This window comes from Pandoraea anhela (genome assembly GCF_902459655.1).
Lineage (GTDB): Bacteria > Pseudomonadota > Gammaproteobacteria > Burkholderiales > Burkholderiaceae > Pandoraea > Pandoraea anhela.
The window spans coordinates 264,872-284,430 of the sequence record NZ_CABPSB010000002.1; the positions used below are offsets into that span (position 1 = coordinate 264,872).

The window sequence follows — 19,559 nt, forward strand, 5'->3', positions numbered from 1 at the left end:
AAAAAACAAAAAAGAAACAAAAAAGGCATGCCGGGAAGACATGCCTTCGATCAACCGAGGCACCCGATCGCCGCCACCGTGCGGTATCGGGTCCGTGCCGTCAATCAGTCGCCGAACAGCTTCTGACGCAGCTCACGACGCTCCTGAGCTTCGAGCGAGAGCGTTGCCGTCGGACGGGCGAGCAGACGCGGCACGCCGATCGGCTCGCCGGTCTCTTCGCACCAGCCGTAGTCGCCCGATTCGATGCGGGCGAGCGACTGTTGCACCTTCTTCAGGAGCTTGCGTTCGCGATCGCGGGTGCGCAGCTCCAGAGCGTGCTCCTCTTCGATCGTGGCGCGGTCGGCCGGATCCGGAACGAGGATGGTTTCCCGCAGATTCTCGGTCGTCTGACCGGCGTTACGCAGAATTTCGGCCTGCAGTTCTTCCAGACGATTCTTGAAGAAGTCGAGTTGAGCCTGATTCATATAGTCCTTGTCGGACATCTTCAGAATTTCGGCCTCGGTCAAAAGTCGTTGCTTGCTCATGGGTTTCTGTGGCGTCTCTTTCGGATGATCCGGCGATGCCCCTGTAGCGGGTGGCACGTCTTGCTTACCGGCAATGCCGCGGGCGGCTTCTTGGGTTACTTTCCTGCCAGACGATTTGGACGGCCCCTTCTTGGCGGCGGCCTCGTCGCCCGTCTTCGATTTGCCTGCTGGAGCACGCTTGGCGCCCGCTTCCGGCACCGGTTCGGACCGGCGCGTGGGGCGTGCGGTGGCAGTCTTGCGAGAGGCGGTGGCCATGACGGTGCTCCCCTGCCTACCCCCCGGAGTGCCGCGTCAGTTCGCTGGCGGCAGTCCCAGTGGGCAGGTATTGTAACCGAATCGTTCGACAGTCCCGATTAAGGGCTTTCCCGTCACCCGATTCGGCAATTCCGCTCAGACCAGACAGCGTTCCAGCCCTTGCAGGATGATGTCTTTCGGCAGTTCGGCGCCAATGAACACCATTTTGGTGTTCGGCGTCTCCCCGGGTTGCCACTTCGTGCCCACGTCGCTACCCATCATCTGGTGAACGCCCTGGAACACGACCCGACGGTCGATACCGCGCATATTTAATACGCCTTTATAACGCAATAAGCGTTCGCCGTACACCTGTAGGATGCTCCCGAGGAAATCCTCCAGCTTGGCCGGATCGAAAGCCTTCTCACTGCGGAAGACGAACGACTTGATGGCGTCGTCATGGTGCGCGTGATGAGGGTGATGGTGGTGCCCATGATCGTGGCCTTCGTGGTCGCACTTGCCATGATCGTGATCGCAATGCGAATGATCGTGGTCATGGTCGTGACCGTGGTCGTGCGCGTGCTCGTCGGCGGCGAGGAAGTCCGGATCGATGTCGAGCTTGTCGTTCAGGTTGAAACCGTGAATGTCGAAGATCTGCTTGAGGTCCGCCTGACCGAAGTCGACCACTTGCTGCGGCGCGCGCGGGTTCATGTGTGCGAGGCGATGCTTCAGGTCATCGAGCGCTTGCGGCGTGACCAGATCGGCCTTGGTGATGAACAGACGGTCGGCGAACCCGACCTGACGCTGCACCACTTCGTGCTGATCGAGTTGCTGCTGGCCGTGCTTGGCATCGACCAGCGTGATGATGGCGTCCAGACGATAGGTGTCGGCCACTTCGTCGTCGATGAAGAACGTCTGCGCCACCGGCCCCGGGTTCGCCAGGCCGGTCGTCTCGATGACCACGCGATCGAACTGGATCGTACCGGCGTCGCGCTGGCTGTTCAGGTCGGAGAGCGCCTGCACCAGATCGCCGCGGATCGTGCAGCAGATGCAGCCGTTGCTCATTTGGACGATCTGCTCGGCGTTGTCCTGCACGAGGATGTCGTTGTCGATGTTCTCTTCACCGAATTCGTTTTCGATGACGGCGATCTTCATGCCGTGCGCTTCGGTCAGGATGCGCTTGAGCAGCGTGGTTTTGCCGCTGCCGAGAAAGCCGGTCAGGATGGTGACGGGGGTCATGAATGCAAGGTCCTGTTATGAAGCGGCATCGCCGGGCGCCGCCCATGGCGGCCCGGCGATGCGTGAAAAACGTGCAACGCGTTACGAACGCGGGTGCCGGCGCACCCCGAATGACAGTCACTGTACCCGAGGTGACGAAAGGATGCCGGGAAGTCGTTCAGTTGGTCGCGCCTGCGCACTGCGCGCAGGTGCCGTGAATCAACAGTTCGACCTGTTCGCCGACGAATCCCTTGGGCAGGCGCTTGAGTTCGCGCTCACTCAGTTGGGGGTGCTGCGGCCAATCGTCAAGGCAAAACGTTCGATGGCAGCGTACACAACGGAAATGACCGTGCTGCGTATGCGGGCGCGGCGCATTGGCCCGCGCCGGATCGACGTGCTCGGCCATGACGAAGCGGAAGATGCGATCGTCGCCCGCCTGCTTGGTGGCCCAGCCCTGCGCGACCAGCCAGTCGAGTACGCGGTAGGCCGTCACGCGGTCGAGCGGATCGGCGTCGGTGGCCAGATCGGCCAGCACTTCCTGATGGGTAAGCGGTCGCCCGGCCTTGAGCAGCAACGCCAGCACACGTACGCGCCCGGAGGTCACGCGGCCCGATTGCTCCTGCAAGCTCGCGCGGGCGGCTTCCAGATAGGGTTGTAATTGAGTAAGGCTCATGAATCGATTTAAGCACAGCCCCGTCAGCGCTGCAACCGAGTTGCAAAAGAGCGCTTTTCGGGGGAACCGACCGCCGGAATCGGCCCACAGAAGGTCCGACGATAAGCGCATGATGGCGCAATGACGGGCATGTTAACCGACCCGTCGGGGGCTTTTGCGGCAAGTCACCGAAAGTGGACAGGCGATGCGACATACAATTGACACAAAAAACGCCTTTCGTCATGTCGCTCACCGCTCTCGCCCTTGTTGTCACCGCCGCTTTCCTCCACGCCACCTGGAACTTCGTCGCCAAACGGATCGACACCCGTGAAGGCGGCGGCCCGCAACTGGTTTTCCTCTACGCGCTGGTCACGGTCGTTCTGTACACGCCGCTCGCGCTGTACTTCCTGACCGGGACGAACGCCGGTTGGCCGTCGCGGCTCGGCTGGGGGGTCATCGCCGTGAGCGCGCTGCTGCATTACGGCTACACGCTGGTCTTGCAGCGCGGCTACCGTGTCGGCGATCTGTCGGTCGTCTATCCGCTCGCACGCGGCACCGGACCGCTGCTTTCCTCGCTCGGGGCCATCGTGCTGCTGGGCGAGCGACCAGGCTGGCTGGCGCTCGTCGGCATCGGACTCGTGGTCGCCGGTGTGATGGTGATCGCCAGCGGCGAACGCCTGTTCCGGCGCGGCAGCATGCATGCGGGCGCCGGCTGGGGGGTCCTGACGGGTGCCTTCATCGCCGCGTACACCCTGGCCGACGCCTACGCGATCCGGACGCTGATGCTCGCGCCGCTCGTCTATTACTACCTGGAAAATGTGCTGCGCGTCGTCCTGTCGGCACCGACGGCGCTCACGCGGCCGGCGCGCATCGCGGTGCTCTGGCAGTCGAACTGGCGCAAGATCATGCTGATTTCGACGATCTCGCCGATGTCCTACTTCCTGATCCTGACGGCGCTCAAGTACGCCCCGGTGTCGCACGTCGCCCCGGCCCGGGAGATGTCGATGATGGTCGCCGCCCTGCTCGGCGTGCGCGTGCTGGGAGAAGGGGAGATGCACCGCCGCGTGGGCGGCGCCGTGCTGATCGCGCTGGGCGTGGCCGGTCTGACGCTGGGCTGATCGGGCATACGACGCCCAATCCCAAAGCAGGCGCTTACATACGCTGCAACCAAAGCCCCTTGAGGTATTCGCCTTCCGGGAATTGCGTGAGCATCGGGTGATCCATGCCTGCCGACAGGCGGCGCAGGATACGGGCGTCGACACCGGCATCGACCGCCGCGCCGGCCACGATTTTCTGGAACAGCTCGGCGTCGATGGCGCCCGAGCACGAGTACGTCAGCAACTGACCGCCCGCTCGCAGCAGCTTGAAGCCTGCCATGTTGATGTCTTTATATGCGCGCGCCGCGCGTTCGACGTGATGCGCCGACGGGGCGAACTTCGGAGGGTCGAGCACGATCATGTCGAACGTGCGGCCTTCTTCGCGCAAGGCGCGCAGCGTCTTGAAGACATCCGCATCGAGCCATTCGGTGCGCGTCGCGTCGAAGCCGTTGAGCGCGACATTGCGCGCGCCGATGGCCAGCGCTTCGCCCGACGAATCGATGGACAGCACGCTTTGCGCGCCCCCCGCGAGCGCCGCGAGCGAGAACCCGCCGGTGTAGCAGAAGCAGTTCAGCACGTCACGCCCCCTGGCCTGCTGCTGCACGAGCCGACGGTTGTCGCGCTGGTCGACGTAGAAGCCGGTCTTGTGACCGTTGCGCACGTCGACGTAGTACTTCACCCCGTTCTCATGCGTCGTGAGCGACTCGGGCGCTTCGGGCGGTTCGGCCCCGGCCAGCACGCCCGTGATGCTCGGCAGGCCTTCGCGCTCGCGCACGGCGGCGTCGGAGCGCTCGTAGACGTTCGGGCAACCGGTCGCACCGACCAAGGCTTTCGTGATGGCATCCTTCCACGCCTCAACGCCCGCGGCCATGAACTGGCAGACGAGTTGATCCGTGACGGGCTCACCCGGCGCGGACTGATAGCGGTCGACGATCAGCCCCGGCAGGCCGTCGGCCTCGCCAAAGATCAGGCGCGTTGCACCGGTGTCGTGGACCATCGCTTCGCGGTAAGCGAGCGCCGCCGACACGCGGCGCTTGAAGAACGCGTGATCGACCGGCTCGTTTTCGTTGAAGGTCCAGACGCGGGCGCGAATGGCCGAGACCGGGCTGAACGCGGCGCGCGCGAGGAAGCGCCCGTCGGCGGCACGCACCACGACCGTCGCGCCGGATGCCGGATTGCCGTCCACACGCGCCACGGCGGTGGCGTAAATCCAGGGATGGCGGCGCAGCAAGGACTTTTCTTTGCCGGGCTTGAGGGTCAAGGTATTCATGCGGGACGGACCAACGGTTGCATACGGAGTGACGGCAAGTCTCGCGGCGCGGGGGGCGCCAGCGCGGCACGCGGATCGTGTCCGGGGCGGCGTTCGGGACTTGCGGGGAAGGCGCGATTCTACACCGACTCCGGTCGCGGCAACCCGCTCAGGTCTTCCGGCGCGAGCGCGGATGCGCCTGATCATAGACCTTCGCCAGGTGCTGAAAGTCGAGCTTCGTGTAGATCTGCGTCGTCGAAATGTTGCTGTGCCCGAGCATTTCCTGCACGGCGCGCAGGTCGCCCGAAGACTGGAGGACGTGCGTCGCGAACGAGTGACGCAGCATGTGCGGATGGACGTGCGTCGGCAACCCGGCGGCGAGCGCGTGACGCGCCAGCCCCTGCTGCACGGCGCGTGCGCCGATGCGCTTGCCGCGCGCCGACAGAAACAGCGCGTGGGGTTCGGCCGTCGCCAACGGGGCGCGCATGTCCAGCCATTCGGCCAGTGCCTGCGCGGCCTTCTCGCCCACGGGGACGCGACGCCGCTTGTTACCCTTGCCCGTCACCACGACCTCGCGCTCCGCCAGATCCAGCCAGCTCGCGGAGCGGTAGCCCTCGGCCTCGACATAACGATGGTCGAGCCCCGTGAGCTCGGACAGCCGCAGGCCGGACGAATACAGCAGTTCGAACATCGCCCGGTTGCGCACGGCTTCGGCGGAGGCGCCCGTCGCGAATTCGACAAGCGCCGACGCCTGATCGGGCGAGAGCGCCTTAGGCAACGGTTTGGGTTGTTTTGGCGCTCGCACCCCCTCGACAGGGTTGGCGGCGAGCGGTGTGCGCTGCGCGAGCCAGGCGAAGTAGCCACGCCAGGCGGAGAGCTTGCGCGCAATCGAACGGCCGACGAGCCCCTCGGCGTGGAGCTTCATCACGAAACGGCGGATGTCGCCGTGTTGCAGCGATTCGAGCGGGCGGCCGCTCGCCAGACGCTGCAACTGCCGCAGATCGCGCGTGTAATTTTCCAGCGTGAGCGCGGCGAGCTTGCGCTCGCTGCCCAAAGCCGTGAGATAGGTGCGGATGCCCGGTTCGAGTGGCGTTGCGTCGCCGGCAGACATCAGTCGTCGGCGCGCAGCTTGCCCAGGGCGGCCCCGGCCAGTTCGCCGATTTGCGTCAGGAAGTCGGTCGCCATGCCTTCGTGGAAGCGGCGGGCGTCGTCCGAGCCCATCACCAGCAGGCCGAACACCGGCCCGTCGGTCACCTGGGGGTCGCGCAGCGCGAGCAGGGCGACGGAAGCGGGATCGCTCGGTGCACCCAGCCACGTCACGGCTTCGAAGCCGGTATTGGCGCCGCAATACGGCGTGGCGAGGCTCGACGCGAAGATTTTCACCTCTTCACTGACGCTACGGGCGAACTCGGCGGGTTGATACGGTGCGGCCACGTTCCACAGGCGCACGGCGGCAAACGGCACGCTGAAAACGTCGCGCAGACCACGAGCGATCGCCTCGGGCAGCGCATGCGGATCGCGCTCGCCCAGCAAACCGAGGGTCCAGCGGTGCAATTTGCCCGAGATATCGTCGTTTTCGTGGCCGTAGCGCATCAACTCGGCCAGACGTCGCTCGATCTGCTTGGTCTTCTCGCGCTGCATCTCGATCTGCCGTTCCTGCAACGAGACCGCGCGCTGGCCGTGCGGGCTGGTCAGCCGCACGCCGGCCAGCAATTCGGCATGGCGCTCGAAGAAGTCGGGATGCGCGATCAGGTATTCCGCAATATCTCGGTCGTTCATGAATGTCCGTCTGCTGTTCGTCAACTGCCGCCGGCCACTCCCCGAACACGAGGAGCGCCTGCGGCCGCCTGGGTCGCTAAATCAGAATCCGTCTGAAACCAAATGCCCCGCGCCTCGGGATTTGCCCGGGCGCCGATGCCGTGCTGCGCAAGTCCTGCTGCCGCGTCAAATTTCGATAGTGCCTTCGAAGACCGTGGTCGCCGGTCCCGTCATGGTGACCGGACCGCTCGCGCCGTCCCAGTCGATGGTGAGCGTGCCGCCGTGCGTCTCGACGGCCACCGGCGCCTTGAGCAAGCCGCGACGAATGCCCGCCACGGCCGCCGCACACGCGCCGGTGCCGCAGGCGAGGGTTTCGCCGGCGCCGCGCTCGTACACGCGCAGACGCGCCTCATGCGGGCTCACCACTTGCAGGAAGCCGGCGTTCACGCGACGCGGGAAACGGGGATGACGCTCGACGAGCGGGCCGTCCGTGCCGACCGGCGCGGTATCGACGTTCCCGACGATCTGCACGGCATGGGGGTTGCCCATCGAAACGACGGAAATCCAGGTGGTCTTGCCGCCGACATCGAGCGGCCAGAGCGTGTCGTCGCCCTCTCGGCGGCCTTCGAGCCCCGTGGCATCGAACGGCACGTCTGACGGCGTGAGAATCGGTGCGCCCATGTCCACGCTGACCTGACCGTCTTCGCGCATCGTGAGCGCAAGCACGCCCTGCTGCACCTCCACCCGCACCGTACGCTTGTCGGTGAGGCCGGTGTCGCGCACGAACTTGACGAAGCAGCGCGCACCGTTGCCGCAATGCTCGACCTCGCCGCCGTCGGCGTTGAAGATGCGATAGCGGAAGTCCACGTCCGGCAGCGTCGGGCGTTCGACGAGCAAAAGCTGATCCGCGCCGACGCCAAAATGGCGGTCGGCGAGCGCACGCCACTGTTCGGGCGTGAAATCGATGGTCTGCGAGATGCCGTCGATCACGACGAAGTCGTTCCCGGCGCCTTGCATCTTGGTGAATTTGAGCTTCATGCCGCTATTGTAGTGGAGAAGGTCGACGCGCATCCGGCGCCCGTCAATAGACGCCCGGTTCGCCCTTCGGACGCGTCTTGAAGCGCTTGTGAACCCAGTAGTACTGCTCCGGCATCTTGAGAATCTGTTCCTCGAGGAAAGCGTTCATGCGTCGGGCGTCAGCATCCGGGTCCTGCGTCGGGTAGTTCTCCCATTTTGAGAACACTTTCAGACGGTAGCCCTTGTAGTCCGGCAGCACCTCGCATACGAACGGCAGCACCTGCGCGCGCCCGACCTCGGCCAGTCGCGAGACGGCCGTAAGCGTACAGGCCTGCACGCCGAAGAACGGCACGAACGTCGAGTTACGCTCGCCGTAGTCCATGTCGGCCCCCAGCATCACCGGTTTCTTCTTGCGAAACATGCGCAGCACCTCGCGCGCGCTGTCGCCGCGCGGAATCATCTCGGCGTCGAAGCGGCCGCGCTGCTCGCGGGCCATCGCGTCGAACGCCGGGTTCGACATCGGCGTATAAAGCGACGCACAAGGCCGGTGCAGGGCGTAATTGATGAAGACGGACCCCGCCTCGATGCCCACGAAGTGAAATCCAAGCAGGATCGTCGGCGGCATGTCCGGGTCGCGCAGATCGACCTCCGTCTCCAGCTGGACGAGGCGCTCCAGCTTTTTGGCGTCGGCGAACCACTGCACGCTGCGCTCGGCATAGCTGCGGATCGCGTGCACGAAAGACGCCTTGGCCACGCGCTCGCGGGTCGCGTCGTCCCAATGGGGAAAACACAGGCGCAGATTGGTATGCACGACCCGTTTGCGGGCGCTCGGAATGCGGTACAGCAAATGGCCGATCCCCGCGCCGAAACGGGCAACCCAGCAATAGGGCAGCAGGTTCAGTCCGCGCAGCAGACCCACGCTGAGGTAGTACCCGAGGGATTTCTTGGGAGTGGTCGACATGTCGCAAGCAGGATTTCTTCAGGGGCGTATAATAAGCGACATCGCCGAGTTAACTGACAACTTGCGGGGCGATTCGAATGCACCACCCTACGTAGGCAGCGCATTCGACCAATTTTCCGCTAAAGCGTCGCCGCTTCCCCTCCGATGACGGCAACGTGAGTCGCCAAATATCGTTAGAGGAGCCAGAAGTGGCGAACGACTATCTCTTTACCTCCGAATCCGTCTCCGAAGGTCACCCGGACAAAGTTGCCGACCAGATCTCGGACGCCGTTCTCGACGCCATCCTGAAGCAAGACAAGTACGCGCGTGTTGCTGCGGAAACGCTTTGCAACACGGGGCTCGTCGTGCTCGCAGGTGAAATCACCACGACCGCCACGGTCGACTATCAGCAAGTCGCACGCGAAACGATCCGCCGCATCGGATACGACAACACCGACTACGGCATCGACTACAAGGGTTGCGCCGTGCTGGTGGCCTACGACCGCCAGTCGCCGGACATCGCCCAGGGCGTGGACCGTGCGCATGACGACAACCTCGATCAGGGCGCCGGCGATCAGGGCCTGATGTTCGGCTACGCCTGCGACGAGACGCCGGAACTCATGCCGCTGCCGATCTACCTGTCGCACCGTCTGGTCGAGCGCCAGTCGCAGGTGCGTCGCGACGGCCGTCTGCCCTGGCTGCGTCCGGACGCCAAGTCGCAGGTCACCATCAAGTACGAAAACGGCCGTCCGCACAGCATCGACACCGTCGTGCTCTCCACGCAGCACCATCCGGACATCGGACTGGAAGCGCTGCGCGAAGCCGTCATCGAGGAAGTCATCAAGCCGGTGCTGCCGGCCGAACTGATCAAGGGCGATATCAAGTTCCTGGTCAACCCGACCGGCCGTTTCGTGATCGGTGGCCCGCAGGGCGACGCCGGCCTCACGGGCCGCAAGATCATCGTCGACACGTACGGCGGCGCCGCACCGCACGGCGGTGGCGCGTTCTCGGGCAAGGACCCGTCGAAGGTCGACCGCTCGGCCGCCTACGCCGGTCGCTATGTCGCAAAGAACATCGTGGCCGCCGGTCTGGCGTCGAAGTGCGTGATTCAGGTCTCGTACGCCATCGGTGTGGCGCGCCCGACCTCGGTCATGGTCAACACGTTCGGCACGGGCAAGATCAGCGATCAGCGCATCGCCGAGCTGGTCGAGAAGCACTTCGACCTGCGTCCGAAGGGCATCATCCAGATGCTCGACCTGCTGCGTCCGATCTATGAGAAGACCGCCGCTTACGGCCACTTCGGCCGCGAAGAGCCGGAATTCTCGTGGGAAGCGACCGATCGCGCCGACGCCCTGCTGGCCGACGCCGGCCTGCGCGCCGTGGCCTGATACGGCAGCACGCCCGACGCCCGATGCCGGTGCAAACCGGCGTCAGGCGAACAAAACCCCCGCCCGGATCGAACCGGCGGGGGTTTTGTTTTGGCAGACGTCCCGAACGTCGGCGCGGCGAACGTCACGACCGCCCGGCCACCGATCGCTGCCGCACCGTCAGCGAATCAACTGCCGGGTCATCGCGGCGAACACTTTGCCGTACGGCGGGTTGAGGAGCCCGGCGCCGTTCCAGCGCGCCTGACGGAAGATCGGCTTGTCCTTGGAGAACGTCCGAAATCCGGCCTCGCCGTGATAGCCCCCCATGCCCGACGGCCCCACGCCGCCGAAGGGCAGCGAATGTTCGGCCACATGCAGCAGCGTGTCGTTGATCGTCACACCCCCCGAAATCGTGCCGTCGACTACCCGTTCGATGCGCGCATTGTCGGTATCGAAGACATACAGCGCGAGCGGGCGCGGACGCTCGTTCACATACGCGATCGCCGCGTCCAGATCGTCATACGGCACGACCGGCAGCAGCGGCCCGAAAATCTCCTCGCGCATCACCCGCATGCCGTCGTGCACGCCGGTCAGCACGACCGGTGGCAGACGCCGACGTGCCGCCTGGGCAGGTGTGTCGAACAGTGCGTGCAACGTCGCCCCCTGCGCCGCCGCCTCGGCTGCCAGACCCGACAACCGCTCGAAGTGGCGCGCCGACACGATGCTCGTGTACTGCGGGTTGTTCACGGCATCGGGATACATCCGCGCGGCCACCTGCCGCGCGGTGGTCACGAAGGTGTCGAGCTTTTCACGCGGTACGAGCACATAGTCCGGCGCCACGCATGTCTGACCGGCGTTGAGCAGCTTGCCGAGCATGATGCGCTCCACGGCATGCGCCCAACGCGCGCCCGGCCCGATGATGGCGGGCGACTTGCCCCCGAGTTCCAGCGTGACCGGCGTGAGATGTTCGCTGGCGGCGCGCATCACGTGATGCCCGATGGAGGTCGCGCCGGTGAACAGCAGATGATCGAACGGCAGCGTCGAGAAAGCGCGGGCGATTTGCGCGTCGCCGGTGACGACCGTCACCCACTCGGGCGGGAAGGTGGCCGCAATGGCAGACGCGAAGACCTCCGCAAAGCGTGGCGTGATCTCCGACACCTTGATCATCACGCGATTGCCGGCGGCGAGTGCATCGGTGAGCGGGCCGACGGCGAGAAACAGCGGGTAATTCCACGGCACGATGACACCGACGACGCCCAGCGGCTGGGGCACCACCGCGCGGCGCGCGGGCAATAGCCACAGATTCGCCCAGCCCTGCGAGCCGCGCATCCAGCCACGCGTATGCGACAGCGCATGCTTCAGATTGCCCAGCGACGGAAACAGTTCGAGCATGTCGGTTTCCTGCACCGGACGGCCGCCGAAATCCGCATCGATGGCGCTCGCGAAGGCGTCGCGATACTTGTGCAGCATGGCCTGCAAGGCCGTCAGGTGATGCTTGCGTGTCGGCCAGTCGACCTGCGGCGATGCCTCGTGTGCGCGACGCATCGCATCGAAGCGCGGCAGCATCAGCGCCCGCGCCATATCGTTGTCCTGTTTGTGGTCCTGTTTGTGGTCCTGTTTGTGGTCCTGTTTGTGGTCCTGTTTGTGGTCCTGCTTGTGGCCCTGTTCCTGCGGCTCTCGCAGCGCGTCCTGCGACGCAGGCAATGCCGCTGCGGCATGAAGCCCTCCATGAAGTTCGCCATGAAGTCCGTCGTGCATCCCGCCCGGTTCGTCCTTGTGTCCCATACCGCTCTCCTCCCTGCGACGGCCCGATGCGCGCAAGCGCCAGCGGCCACCGTCGATATGTTGTCGTTATGAAAAACTCGCCTTGCACGCGCGATCGTCACGATCGTCCCGACTGCCCCGACTGCCCCGACTGCCCCGATTGGCGCGATCCACGCAATCAGTGGGGTGCGTGGGACATGCGGGACGTGCGGGATGCCAGCCCCCCGCCCCGGCCACACCACCTCACGCGAGAAATGCCCTGTCGAGCCACGCGCGCTGCACCCCGGTGGCGAGCGTCTGCGGCATCACGCCATACACGCGTCCGCCCGCATTCGAAAACCGGCTCTCGATGAAGCCGTGCGCCAGTTCCGACGGCGCATGCTCCAGCAGCAACGCAGCCTGCGCCAGCAACACGATCTGCTGCGCGATGGTGCGGGCGCGCACCGCGTGTGTCGACGGGTCGGCGGCGAGCCAGCCATGCAACTGCGCCAGCGCGGCGCGCAACGTCGCGTGCGACGCCGTGCGCTGCGCGAGCCACTGGAACCAGCTTTGGGCAACGTCCGGCTCCCGGCTCATGGCGCGCAGCACGTCGAGGCACATCACGTTGCCGGAACCTTCCCAGATCGAATTGACGGGGGCCTCGCGATACAAACGCGCGAGCGGTCCCGTCTCGACATAGCCGTTGCCGCCCCACACCTCCATGCACTCGCCCGCGAATTCCAGCGCGCGCTTGCACACCCAGAATTTCGCCGCCGGCAGCACGATGCGTCGCCACGCGCGCTGCACCGGCGTATCGTCGCCTGCCACGCTCGCATCGAACGCCTGTGCGAGCCGCATCGCAAGCCACGTCGCGGCCTCCGATTCCAGCGCGAGATCCGCAAGCACCGTCGTCATCAGATCCTGATCGACGAGCTTCGCACCGAACGCCGTGCGATGCCGCGCGTGGTGAATCGCCTGCACGACGCCGGCGCGCATCATCGCCGCACTGCCGATCACGCAGTCGAGACGCGTGTACGTCGCCATCTCGATGATCGTGGGCACGCCGCGCCCCGGAGCGCCCACGCGCACGCCGTACGCGCCCTGAAACTCGACCTCGCTGCTGGCGTTGGACCGGTTGCCCAGTTTGTCCTTGAGACGCTGAATCTGCACCGCGTTCTTGCGGCCATCGGGCGCATAACGTGGAACGAAAAAGCAAGACAGCGCATCGCTGTCGCTATCGCGCGCGAGCACGAGATGCGCGTCGCACTGCGGCGCCGAGAAGAACCATTTGTGACCGACGAGCGAGACGCTGCCGTCGCCGCCATCGGTCGCGGTCGTGGTGTTGGTGCGTACGTCCGAGCCGCCCTGCTTCTCGGTCATCCCCATGCCGATGAGGATGGCGTGCTTCTGGGCGAGCGGCACGTCGCGCGGGTCGTGTTGCGGTGCGAGCAATTTGTCCCTGAGCGTGGCGAAGAGCGCCGGCTCCCTGGCGAGTACGGGAATGCTCGCGAACGTCATCGTCGTGGGACACAACGCGCCGGCCTCGTTCTGCGCGTGCAGAAAATACGATGCGGTACGCGCTGCCATCACCCCGCCGCGCGGATGCGCCCACGGCAGCGATTGCAGTTGTGCACCGCGCAATAGCCCCATGAGCGCATGCCACGCGGGATGAAATTCGACACGGTCGATGCGATTGCCTCGCGCATCGAAGGATTGCAATGCCGGCTCGTGACGATTGGCGTCCTGCGCCCATTGCTGGACCTCGGCTTCCCCGAGTCGTGCGCCCTGACGGTGGAGTTCCTTCGCGTGCCAATCGGCGTCGAACGCGGTGACGGCGGCCTGCAAGGCGGCGTCGGTGGCGTAGAGGTTGTAGTCCGTGAGCGGCGGCACCTGATTGGTGACGTCGTGCGTCTGCCAGGCTTCGGTCATCCGTGTCTCCGAGTTCTCGTCCGGTCGCCCATCGGTCACACCAGGCCCGGTCGGTGACCGCCACGATGCCAAACATGGGACGGTTACCTGAAGTCGATCATTTCATCATAGCGCCCGTGCCCGCGAATTCATCCAAATTAGAGGAATGCTTCACTTCGCCCCCGGGCGCACGCAATGTCTGCCTACAATGAGTGCCGCCGCAACGTGACGACCGCCGACGCGTGCGGGAAGGCAAACGAGCACGAGACGCCGGCATCGCCAAGCGCGCCGAACAAAAAAGCAAAAAGCAGCAAACGCATTCGACAACACTGCAACAACACAGTGAATGCAGGGCCATCCAAGGGAGGATGACAGCATGGACTATGACTACGTCATTGTCGGCGGCGGTTCGGCCGGTTGCGCGCTGGCGGCGCGTCTGGCCGATGGCTTGCCGGGCAGCACGATTGCGCTCATTGAAGCCGGTCCGCCGGACAACAGCTTTCTCGTGCGGTTGCCGCTAGGCCTCGCCGCGCTCGTGCCGTTCGCGTCGCGCCGCAACTACGGCTATCGCACCGTACCGCAGGCCGGCCTCGGGGGACGTCAGGGCTACCAGCCGCGCGGACGCGGTCTCGGCGGCTCCAGCTCGATCAACGCCATGATCTACACGCGCGGGCATCCCGACGATTACAACGATTGGGCGCAGGCCGGCTGCACGGGCTGGAGTTGGCACGACGTGCTGCCCTACTTCCGTCGCAACGAAAACAACGAGCGTGGCGCGAACGCGTGGCACGGTGCAGGCGGCCCGCTGAACGTTGCCGATCTGCGTACCGTCAATCCGTTCTCGCAGCACTACGTCAACGCTGCGCGCGAAGCCGGATTTCCGGTCAGCGACGACTTCAATGGCGAGCAATACGAAGGCGCGGGCATCTATCAGGTGACGCAGAAAGACGGCCAGCGATGGAATGCCGCCCGCGCGTATCTGCACGGCAAAGCACGCCCGAATCTGCATGTGATCACCGACGCCCTCGCACAGCGCATCGTCTTCGACGGCAAGCGCGCCACCGGCGTCAAACTGCAACGTCAGGGCACGCTGCAAACCCTTCGCGCGCGGGCCGAAATCGTGCTGAGCGCCGGCGCCTTCAACTCGCCGCAGTTGCTGATGTGCTCCGGCATCGGTCCTGCCGAGCACCTGCGCGAGCACGGCGTGGACGTGCGCGTCGATGCGCCGGGGGTCGGCGAAAACTTGCAGGACCACATCGATTTCATCATCAACAAGTACGTCGCACACCCCGACCTCGTGGGCTATACGCCGGCCGGGCTATGGCATCTGCTGACCCAGGGGATGGCCTATCTGCGCGAGCGGCGCGGACTCTTCGCGAGCAACGTGGCCGAGGCCGGCGGCTTCCTCAAAAGCGATCCCTCGCTCGCGCGCCCCGACTTGCAGATGCACTTTCTCGTCGGCATTTGCGACAACCACAACCGACGTCTGCATTTGCGGCGCGGTCTGTCGCTTCACGCCTGCGTACTGCGCCCCAAAAGCCGGGGGCGTGTCACGCTCGCATCGGCGGACATGCGCGATGCGCCCCGCATCGATCCCGCCTTCTTGCAAGCGCAGGAGGACGTCGACACGCTGCTGCGCGGCGCGCGCGTGATCCGGCGCATTCTCGCAGCGCCGTCGCTCGCGCAGTTCGGCGGTAAGGAGTTGCACAGCCGGGGAATCGAATCGGACGAAGCGCTCACCGCGCTGATTCGCGCGCGCGCCGACACCATCTACCATCCGGTGGGCACCTGCCGGATGGGCAACGACGCGGCGTCGGTGGTGGACACCGAACTGCGCGTGCGCGGCGTCGAAGGCTTGCGCGTGGTGGACGCCTCGATCATGCCGACGCTCATCGGCGGCAACACCAATGCGCCGTCGATGATGATCGGCGAGAAGGCCGCCGATCTGATGCTGGCCAGCGCATCAAATGCGGCGGCGACGGCGGCAACGAGAGGGAATGTGAGCGAGGTCCGTATCGACGAAGCGCGTCGAACGTCTACGGTCAGCGAGTCTGTGGACGTATCGGCGATCGAAGCACACATCGCATCAGGCTCACCGGCAGCAGCGTCCGCACCGCCCGAACCGGCCCCGTCAGGCGCCCGCCCTCAGCCACAGGTTTAGGAACGGCTCACCCCACAGCACGCTCGCCAGCGCCCCGAGCACCAGCCACGGACCGAACGGCAGCGGCTCGCGCAACGCGCGGCCGCGCATCAGCCCGAACACGGCGAAGGCGAGCGTGGCGGCCATCGCGCCGAACGCCAGCATCAGGGGCACCCCGATCCATCCGAGCCACGCCCCGCACGCGGCCACGAGCTTGGCGTCGCCACCGCCCAGGCCGTCGTGACGCGTGAGCGACCGATACACCGCCGCAATCGTCCACATCACGACATAACCGAGCGCAGCCCCGAGCACGGCCTCGTCGACCGGCAGCGTGACATGCACCACGCTGCATAGCAGACCGGCCCACAACAGCGGCAACGTGAGCCAGTCCGGCAGCAGACGCGTATCCATGTCGATGAGCGCAAGCGTGAACACTGTCGCACCGAAGCCGCACCATGCAAGCATGGCGGCGTACTGCCGCGTCGGCACGAACGTCCACGCGACAACGGCGAACAATGCGCCCACCGTCAACTCGACCAGCGGGTAGCGCGCCGGAATGCCCGTGCCGCATGCGGCGCACCGCCCCCGCAGCCACACGTAGCTGACGACGGGAAAGTTGTGGCGTGCGGCAATCGGCGCCTCGCATTGCGGGCAGCGCGACGGCGGCCATGCGAGGTTGAAGACGGGGGCGACCGGCGGCACCTGCCCCGACCATGCCGCAACGTCCTGCGCCCACTGCCGCTCCAGCATGCGCGGCAGACGATAGACAACGACGTTCAGAAAGCTGCCGACGAACAGCCCCAGCACGGCCATCGCGGCCGTAATCGCTTCGCGCGGCAGCGCGCGGAATTCTCCCCACAGAAAATCGACGAGCGTGGTCATCATCGGAATATCGATTGCGCGTACTCGCCGGCCGCATGGCCGATCTGCAACATGCCGCCGACCGTGAAGATGATCGTCAGACCGACCATCGCGAGCAGCACCGAGCGCAGCGTCGCGGAGCGCACTTTGATGCGTTCGGCGACCTCCTCGATGGTCATCAGCCCGATCTTGCGAATCCCGGCATCGAAGTTGGTGCGTCCGGCGTATTCGACGAGACGGTCGAACACCTCCTCATTGAAGATGCCCGTGTCCATGGCCTTGATCATGCTGCGCTCGCTCTTGAGCGACGCGCGCATGCGCAGCAAATGCCATCGCAACCAGGGAGACGCACGCGTCAACAGCAGCGAGACGGCATCGAACACCGACGTCTTCGCACTCGTGAGCGCGGCGAGCGCGACGAGGAACTCGCCGGCGCGCACATCGCGATACACCGCGTACGGGCCGAAGTTGTCCAGACGACGGCGCAAGGGCCCCGTCCATCGGCTGAACGACAGCGTCATCAGGACGACCAGCGCGACCGGCACGCCGTACAGCAGCGGCCACCAGTTCGCGACGAATCCCGACATCGCATACAGCCCCGCCCCGACGAGCGGGAATTGCTCGGGCGGCATGATCTCCGTCATGATCGGCATCATGCCGTAGGCCACGCCCAGTTGAATCGCGGCGAGCAGCACGGACATGAAGATCGGCAACGCCACCGCACCGGCGATGGCCGCGCGGGTCTGTTGCTGGAGCGTGACAACGCGCGCGAGAAAACGCAGCGTGCCGGGCAGATCGCCTTTCTCACCGGCGGCGATCACAACGAGGTCTTCCTCCGGAATCGTGCCTGCCCACGACTTCTGCAAGTTCTTCGAACTCGCGCGATCGCGCCACACGGCGTACAACGGCGCCATGGGATTGCGGCGCTCTTTCGCGCGCGCGTAACGGCGCGAGAACAGTTCGAACGGATTCGCCCCGTCCTCGATGGCGTCGGCGAAGTCGCTGTAAAACTTGGCGCGGGTCTTGCGGAATCGTCGTTTGGCCTTCGTGAGCCCGGGATACGGGTCGCGAGCAGGCGTGAGTTTGGCGAGCAGACGGTTGGCGGCTTCGATCATGGCATTGGGTGCAGAACGTCAGTCGGGCATCGGCGCGCCGTCACACACTGGCGAGACGGCGCGGGGAAGGCGTGCCGGGCGACACCGTCGGACGAAAGTGGAATTTCTTGAGCTTGCAGAAGGCGGCTTCGACGTCATGCGGATCGACCAGTCCCTGCGACATCTTGTACATGGCGTGCTCCATCGCGGATTTGCCGGTCATTCGCGGGCTGGTGAGGTCGCCGTCGTGACATGCGCGCCAGTGACGCTCGGCCTCCCAGTAATGTCCTTCACGCAGCAGGTCGAGCAGATCGTCGGTCAGTTCGCAGACTTCCGCGACGACCGTCTGCCCGCAGGTGCCGCGCCCGCGACAACGCTCGCAACCCGGCCCTTCGACACACACTCTCGACGTGTCGATGCCGAGCGCGCCGATGACCGACAGCGTGGCTGCGTCGAGCGCCTCGGACGCCGGCCGCTTGCAGTGCTCGCACAACACCGGCAACAATTTCTGGTAGACGATGGCCGTCAAAAAGTTCGGCGCCGTGACAGCCGCAAGCGGCATGCCGATCTCCTCGCTGACCAGACGCGTGATGATGCCGAACGCACTCGACGCGTGCACCGTCGACAGCACCTGATGGCCTGTCTCGGTCATCGACTTGGCGAACGAACCGGTCTCCGCGTCGCGAATCTCGCCCGGCATGAGCTTGTCGGGATCGCCGCGCAACAGCACCTTGGCCGCCGCGCCGAAGGGCGATTCTCCGGGGCTGTCTTCCGCACGGCGCTGAATCGGGATCTGCGTCATGTGCGGCTGAATGTACTCGACCGGATCTTCGATGGAAAAGAATTTCTTGCCGGAATCGCGCTCGTAGGTCATCAGCGTGCGCAACGTCGTCGACTTGCCCGATCCGGTCTCGCCCGCGATGATCGTGAGTCCGGGGCTACGATGCACCGCATCTTCGAGAATCTCGATCTGGTCGTCGGCGTAGCCGAGCTGGGAGAGCGTGAGCACGTCGCCGTCCGTCGCTTCGTTGATCAGCAGACGCAGCACCACGTCCACGCCGCGATTCTCCTTCACGCTCTGAAACCGCAGTTGGTACTTGCGCTGACGAATGGTCAGCGGAATCGAACAACTCTGATGCTGAGCTTCGTCGAAATGGTTATGACTGCGACTGCTCGGATCCGCGCGGGAGTTATAAGCGGCCGATACCGCGTCGAGCATGGCGTGATAGTCGCGGGCGAGACGATCGCCCTCCGCCGCCATACGCAATTTGCCGTGAATGCGCATGCGCACCTGAACATGACGCCCCTCGCGAAACTCGAAGTGGATGTCCGAGGCGCCCGCCTCGACCGCGCGCTCGATGATCAGGTCGAAGTTTCGATACGCGCCGGTGCGCTGTTCGCCGATCAGCCCGCTGTCGTTACCCTGCTGTTGCAGACGCGATTGCATCAGCAGGATTTCCTCCGTCGTACCGACGTAGATCCCTTCGAGGTCGAGCCGGTGTTTCGCGCGCACCGCGCGATCGAAGCGATCCAGCAGGTCCGAGCCTTGCGTGCGAACGAACGTATTGTGTTCGAGCAGCACGAGATAGAGCCGCGGTTTCATCGCCACGAGCACCAGCGAACCGTGTTCCGCCCCAGCGAGCGTGATGCCGAGGTCCTGGCGCCAGCCCAGGGTTTGAATGTCCGATTCGCGCAGGTCGCCGATAGGGTGCACGACGGCCCGCGTTCTCCCGCGGGGTCCGAAGCGCCCCAGTGCGGCG

16 protein-coding genes are annotated in these 19,559 nt (G+C 65.3%); 3 read left to right on the top strand and 13 right to left on the bottom strand.

Annotated features, from left to right (window positions below; translation table 11 throughout):
* Positions 1-104: 104 nt before the first annotated feature.
* From dksA to PAN31108_RS04335, 3 genes are all read right to left on the bottom strand, one after another.
* Positions 105-524, bottom strand: a complete 420-nt coding sequence (dksA, locus tag PAN31108_RS04325) for an RNA polymerase-binding protein DksA (RefSeq protein ID WP_069343057.1) — start codon at positions 522-524, stop codon at positions 105-107.
* A 390-nt stretch (positions 525-914) separates the two neighbouring features.
* The gene (locus PAN31108_RS04330; protein WP_150667645.1) at positions 915-1,994 is read right to left on the bottom strand and encodes a CobW family GTP-binding protein; all 1,080 of its coding nucleotides are present in this window, start codon (positions 1,992-1,994) and stop codon (positions 915-917) included.
* Between the two features lie 157 nt (positions 1,995-2,151).
* A complete protein-coding gene (locus PAN31108_RS04335) occupies positions 2,152-2,646 on the bottom strand; it encodes a Fur family transcriptional regulator (RefSeq protein ID WP_150667646.1) in 495 nt (164 codons plus the stop codon).
* Positions 2,647-2,867: 221 nt separating this feature from the next.
* Between PAN31108_RS04335 and PAN31108_RS04340 the strand changes: the two genes are divergently transcribed.
* Entirely contained in the window at positions 2,868-3,743 is an 876-nt protein-coding gene (locus PAN31108_RS04340) for an EamA family transporter (protein WP_150667647.1), read from the top strand.
* 34 nt (positions 3,744-3,777) lie between these two features.
* Here the strand turns inward: PAN31108_RS04340 and PAN31108_RS04345 are convergent, their stop codons facing one another.
* From PAN31108_RS04345 to PAN31108_RS04365, 5 genes are all read right to left on the bottom strand, one after another.
* Positions 3,778-4,992, bottom strand: coding sequence for a class I SAM-dependent rRNA methyltransferase (locus tag PAN31108_RS04345; protein WP_150667648.1), 1,215 nt, complete (start codon positions 4,990-4,992; stop codon positions 3,778-3,780).
* A 148-nt stretch (positions 4,993-5,140) separates the two neighbouring features.
* The gene (gene xerC / locus PAN31108_RS04350; RefSeq protein ID WP_150667649.1) at positions 5,141-6,082 is read right to left on the bottom strand and encodes a tyrosine recombinase XerC; all 942 of its coding nucleotides are present in this window, start codon (positions 6,080-6,082) and stop codon (positions 5,141-5,143) included.
* On the bottom strand, positions 6,082-6,750 hold the full coding sequence (locus PAN31108_RS04355) for a DUF484 family protein (protein WP_150667650.1): 669 nt from the start codon (positions 6,748-6,750) through the stop codon (positions 6,082-6,084). The genes xerC and PAN31108_RS04355 overlap by 1 nt, the downstream gene beginning before the upstream one ends.
* 165 nt (positions 6,751-6,915) lie before the next feature.
* On the bottom strand, positions 6,916-7,767 hold the full coding sequence (gene dapF, locus PAN31108_RS04360) for a diaminopimelate epimerase (protein WP_150667651.1): 852 nt from the start codon (positions 7,765-7,767) through the stop codon (positions 6,916-6,918).
* Between the two features lie 43 nt (positions 7,768-7,810).
* Positions 7,811-8,707: a lipid A biosynthesis lauroyl acyltransferase gene (locus tag PAN31108_RS04365; RefSeq protein ID WP_150667652.1), complete on the bottom strand. Its 897-nt coding sequence runs from the start codon at positions 8,705-8,707 to the stop codon at positions 7,811-7,813.
* Positions 8,708-8,895: 188 nt separating this feature from the next.
* On the opposite strand from PAN31108_RS04365, the gene metK reads away from it, so the two are divergent.
* Positions 8,896-10,074 (top strand): methionine adenosyltransferase, encoded by a 1,179-nt coding sequence (gene metK / locus PAN31108_RS04370; RefSeq protein WP_150667653.1) that lies wholly within the window; start codon positions 8,896-8,898, stop codon positions 10,072-10,074.
* A gap of 159 nt (positions 10,075-10,233) precedes the next feature.
* On the opposite strand, the gene PAN31108_RS04375 is transcribed toward metK, so the two are convergent.
* Together PAN31108_RS04375 and PAN31108_RS04380 are read right to left on the bottom strand one after the other, a co-directional pair.
* Positions 10,234-11,634 (bottom strand): coniferyl aldehyde dehydrogenase, encoded by a 1,401-nt coding sequence (locus PAN31108_RS04375; RefSeq protein WP_370819571.1) that lies wholly within the window; start codon positions 11,632-11,634, stop codon positions 10,234-10,236.
* Between the two features lie 426 nt (positions 11,635-12,060).
* The gene (locus PAN31108_RS04380) at positions 12,061-13,725 is read right to left on the bottom strand and encodes an isovaleryl-CoA dehydrogenase (RefSeq protein ID WP_150667654.1); all 1,665 of its coding nucleotides are present in this window, start codon (positions 13,723-13,725) and stop codon (positions 12,061-12,063) included.
* Positions 13,726-14,080: 355 nt separating this feature from the next.
* Here PAN31108_RS04380 and PAN31108_RS04385 point away from each other — a divergent pair, with 355 nt between their 5' ends.
* The gene (locus PAN31108_RS04385; RefSeq protein ID WP_246183772.1) at positions 14,081-15,865 is read left to right on the top strand and encodes a GMC family oxidoreductase; all 1,785 of its coding nucleotides are present in this window, start codon (positions 14,081-14,083) and stop codon (positions 15,863-15,865) included.
* On the opposite strand, the gene PAN31108_RS04390 is transcribed toward PAN31108_RS04385, so the two are convergent.
* From PAN31108_RS04390 to PAN31108_RS04400, 3 genes are read right to left on the bottom strand one after another with little or no spacing between them, the layout of a single operon-like run.
* On the bottom strand, positions 15,836-16,729 hold the full coding sequence (locus PAN31108_RS04390) for a prepilin peptidase (RefSeq protein WP_246183773.1): 894 nt from the start codon (positions 16,727-16,729) through the stop codon (positions 15,836-15,838). The genes PAN31108_RS04385 and PAN31108_RS04390 overlap by 30 nt on opposite strands.
* On the bottom strand, positions 16,726-17,820 hold the full coding sequence (locus PAN31108_RS04395; protein ID WP_150667655.1) for a type II secretion system F family protein: 1,095 nt from the start codon (positions 17,818-17,820) through the stop codon (positions 16,726-16,728). The genes PAN31108_RS04390 and PAN31108_RS04395 overlap by 4 nt, the downstream gene beginning before the upstream one ends.
* 40 nt (positions 17,821-17,860) lie before the next feature.
* Entirely contained in the window at positions 17,861-19,513 is a 1,653-nt protein-coding gene (locus PAN31108_RS04400) for a GspE/PulE family protein (protein ID WP_174994843.1), read from the bottom strand.
* Between the last annotated feature and the right edge of the window lie 46 nt (positions 19,514-19,559).

Coding starts and splice junctions, on each gene's coding strand:
- dksA (WP_069343057.1), bottom strand. CDS start 524: ATGAGCAAGCAACGACTTTTGACCGAGGCCGAAATTCTGAAGATGTCC.
- PAN31108_RS04330 (WP_150667645.1), bottom strand. CDS start 1,994: ATGACCCCCGTCACCATCCTGACCGGCTTTCTCGGCAGCGGCAAAACC.
- PAN31108_RS04335 (WP_150667646.1), bottom strand. CDS start 2,646: ATGAGCCTTACTCAATTACAACCCTATCTGGAAGCCGCCCGCGCGAGC.
- PAN31108_RS04340 (WP_150667647.1), top strand. CDS start 2,868: ATGTCGCTCACCGCTCTCGCCCTTGTTGTCACCGCCGCTTTCCTCCAC.
- PAN31108_RS04345 (WP_150667648.1), bottom strand. CDS start 4,992: ATGAATACCTTGACCCTCAAGCCCGGCAAAGAAAAGTCCTTGCTGCGC.
- xerC (WP_150667649.1), bottom strand. CDS start 6,082: ATGTCTGCCGGCGACGCAACGCCACTCGAACCGGGCATCCGCACCTAT.
- PAN31108_RS04355 (WP_150667650.1), bottom strand. CDS start 6,750: ATGAACGACCGAGATATTGCGGAATACCTGATCGCGCATCCCGACTTC.
- dapF (WP_150667651.1), bottom strand. CDS start 7,767: ATGAAGCTCAAATTCACCAAGATGCAAGGCGCCGGGAACGACTTCGTC.
- PAN31108_RS04365 (WP_150667652.1), bottom strand. CDS start 8,707: ATGTCGACCACTCCCAAGAAATCCCTCGGGTACTACCTCAGCGTGGGT.
- PAN31108_RS04375 (WP_370819571.1), bottom strand. CDS start 11,634: ATGGCGCGGGCGCTGATGCTGCCGCGCTTCGATGCGATGCGTCGCGCA.
- PAN31108_RS04380 (WP_150667654.1), bottom strand. CDS start 13,725: ATGACCGAAGCCTGGCAGACGCACGACGTCACCAATCAGGTGCCGCCG.
- PAN31108_RS04385 (WP_246183772.1), top strand. CDS start 14,081: ATGGACTATGACTACGTCATTGTCGGCGGCGGTTCGGCCGGTTGCGCG.
- PAN31108_RS04390 (WP_246183773.1), bottom strand. CDS start 16,729: ATGATGACCACGCTCGTCGATTTTCTGTGGGGAGAATTCCGCGCGCTG.
- PAN31108_RS04395 (WP_150667655.1), bottom strand. CDS start 17,820: ATGATCGAAGCCGCCAACCGTCTGCTCGCCAAACTCACGCCTGCTCGC.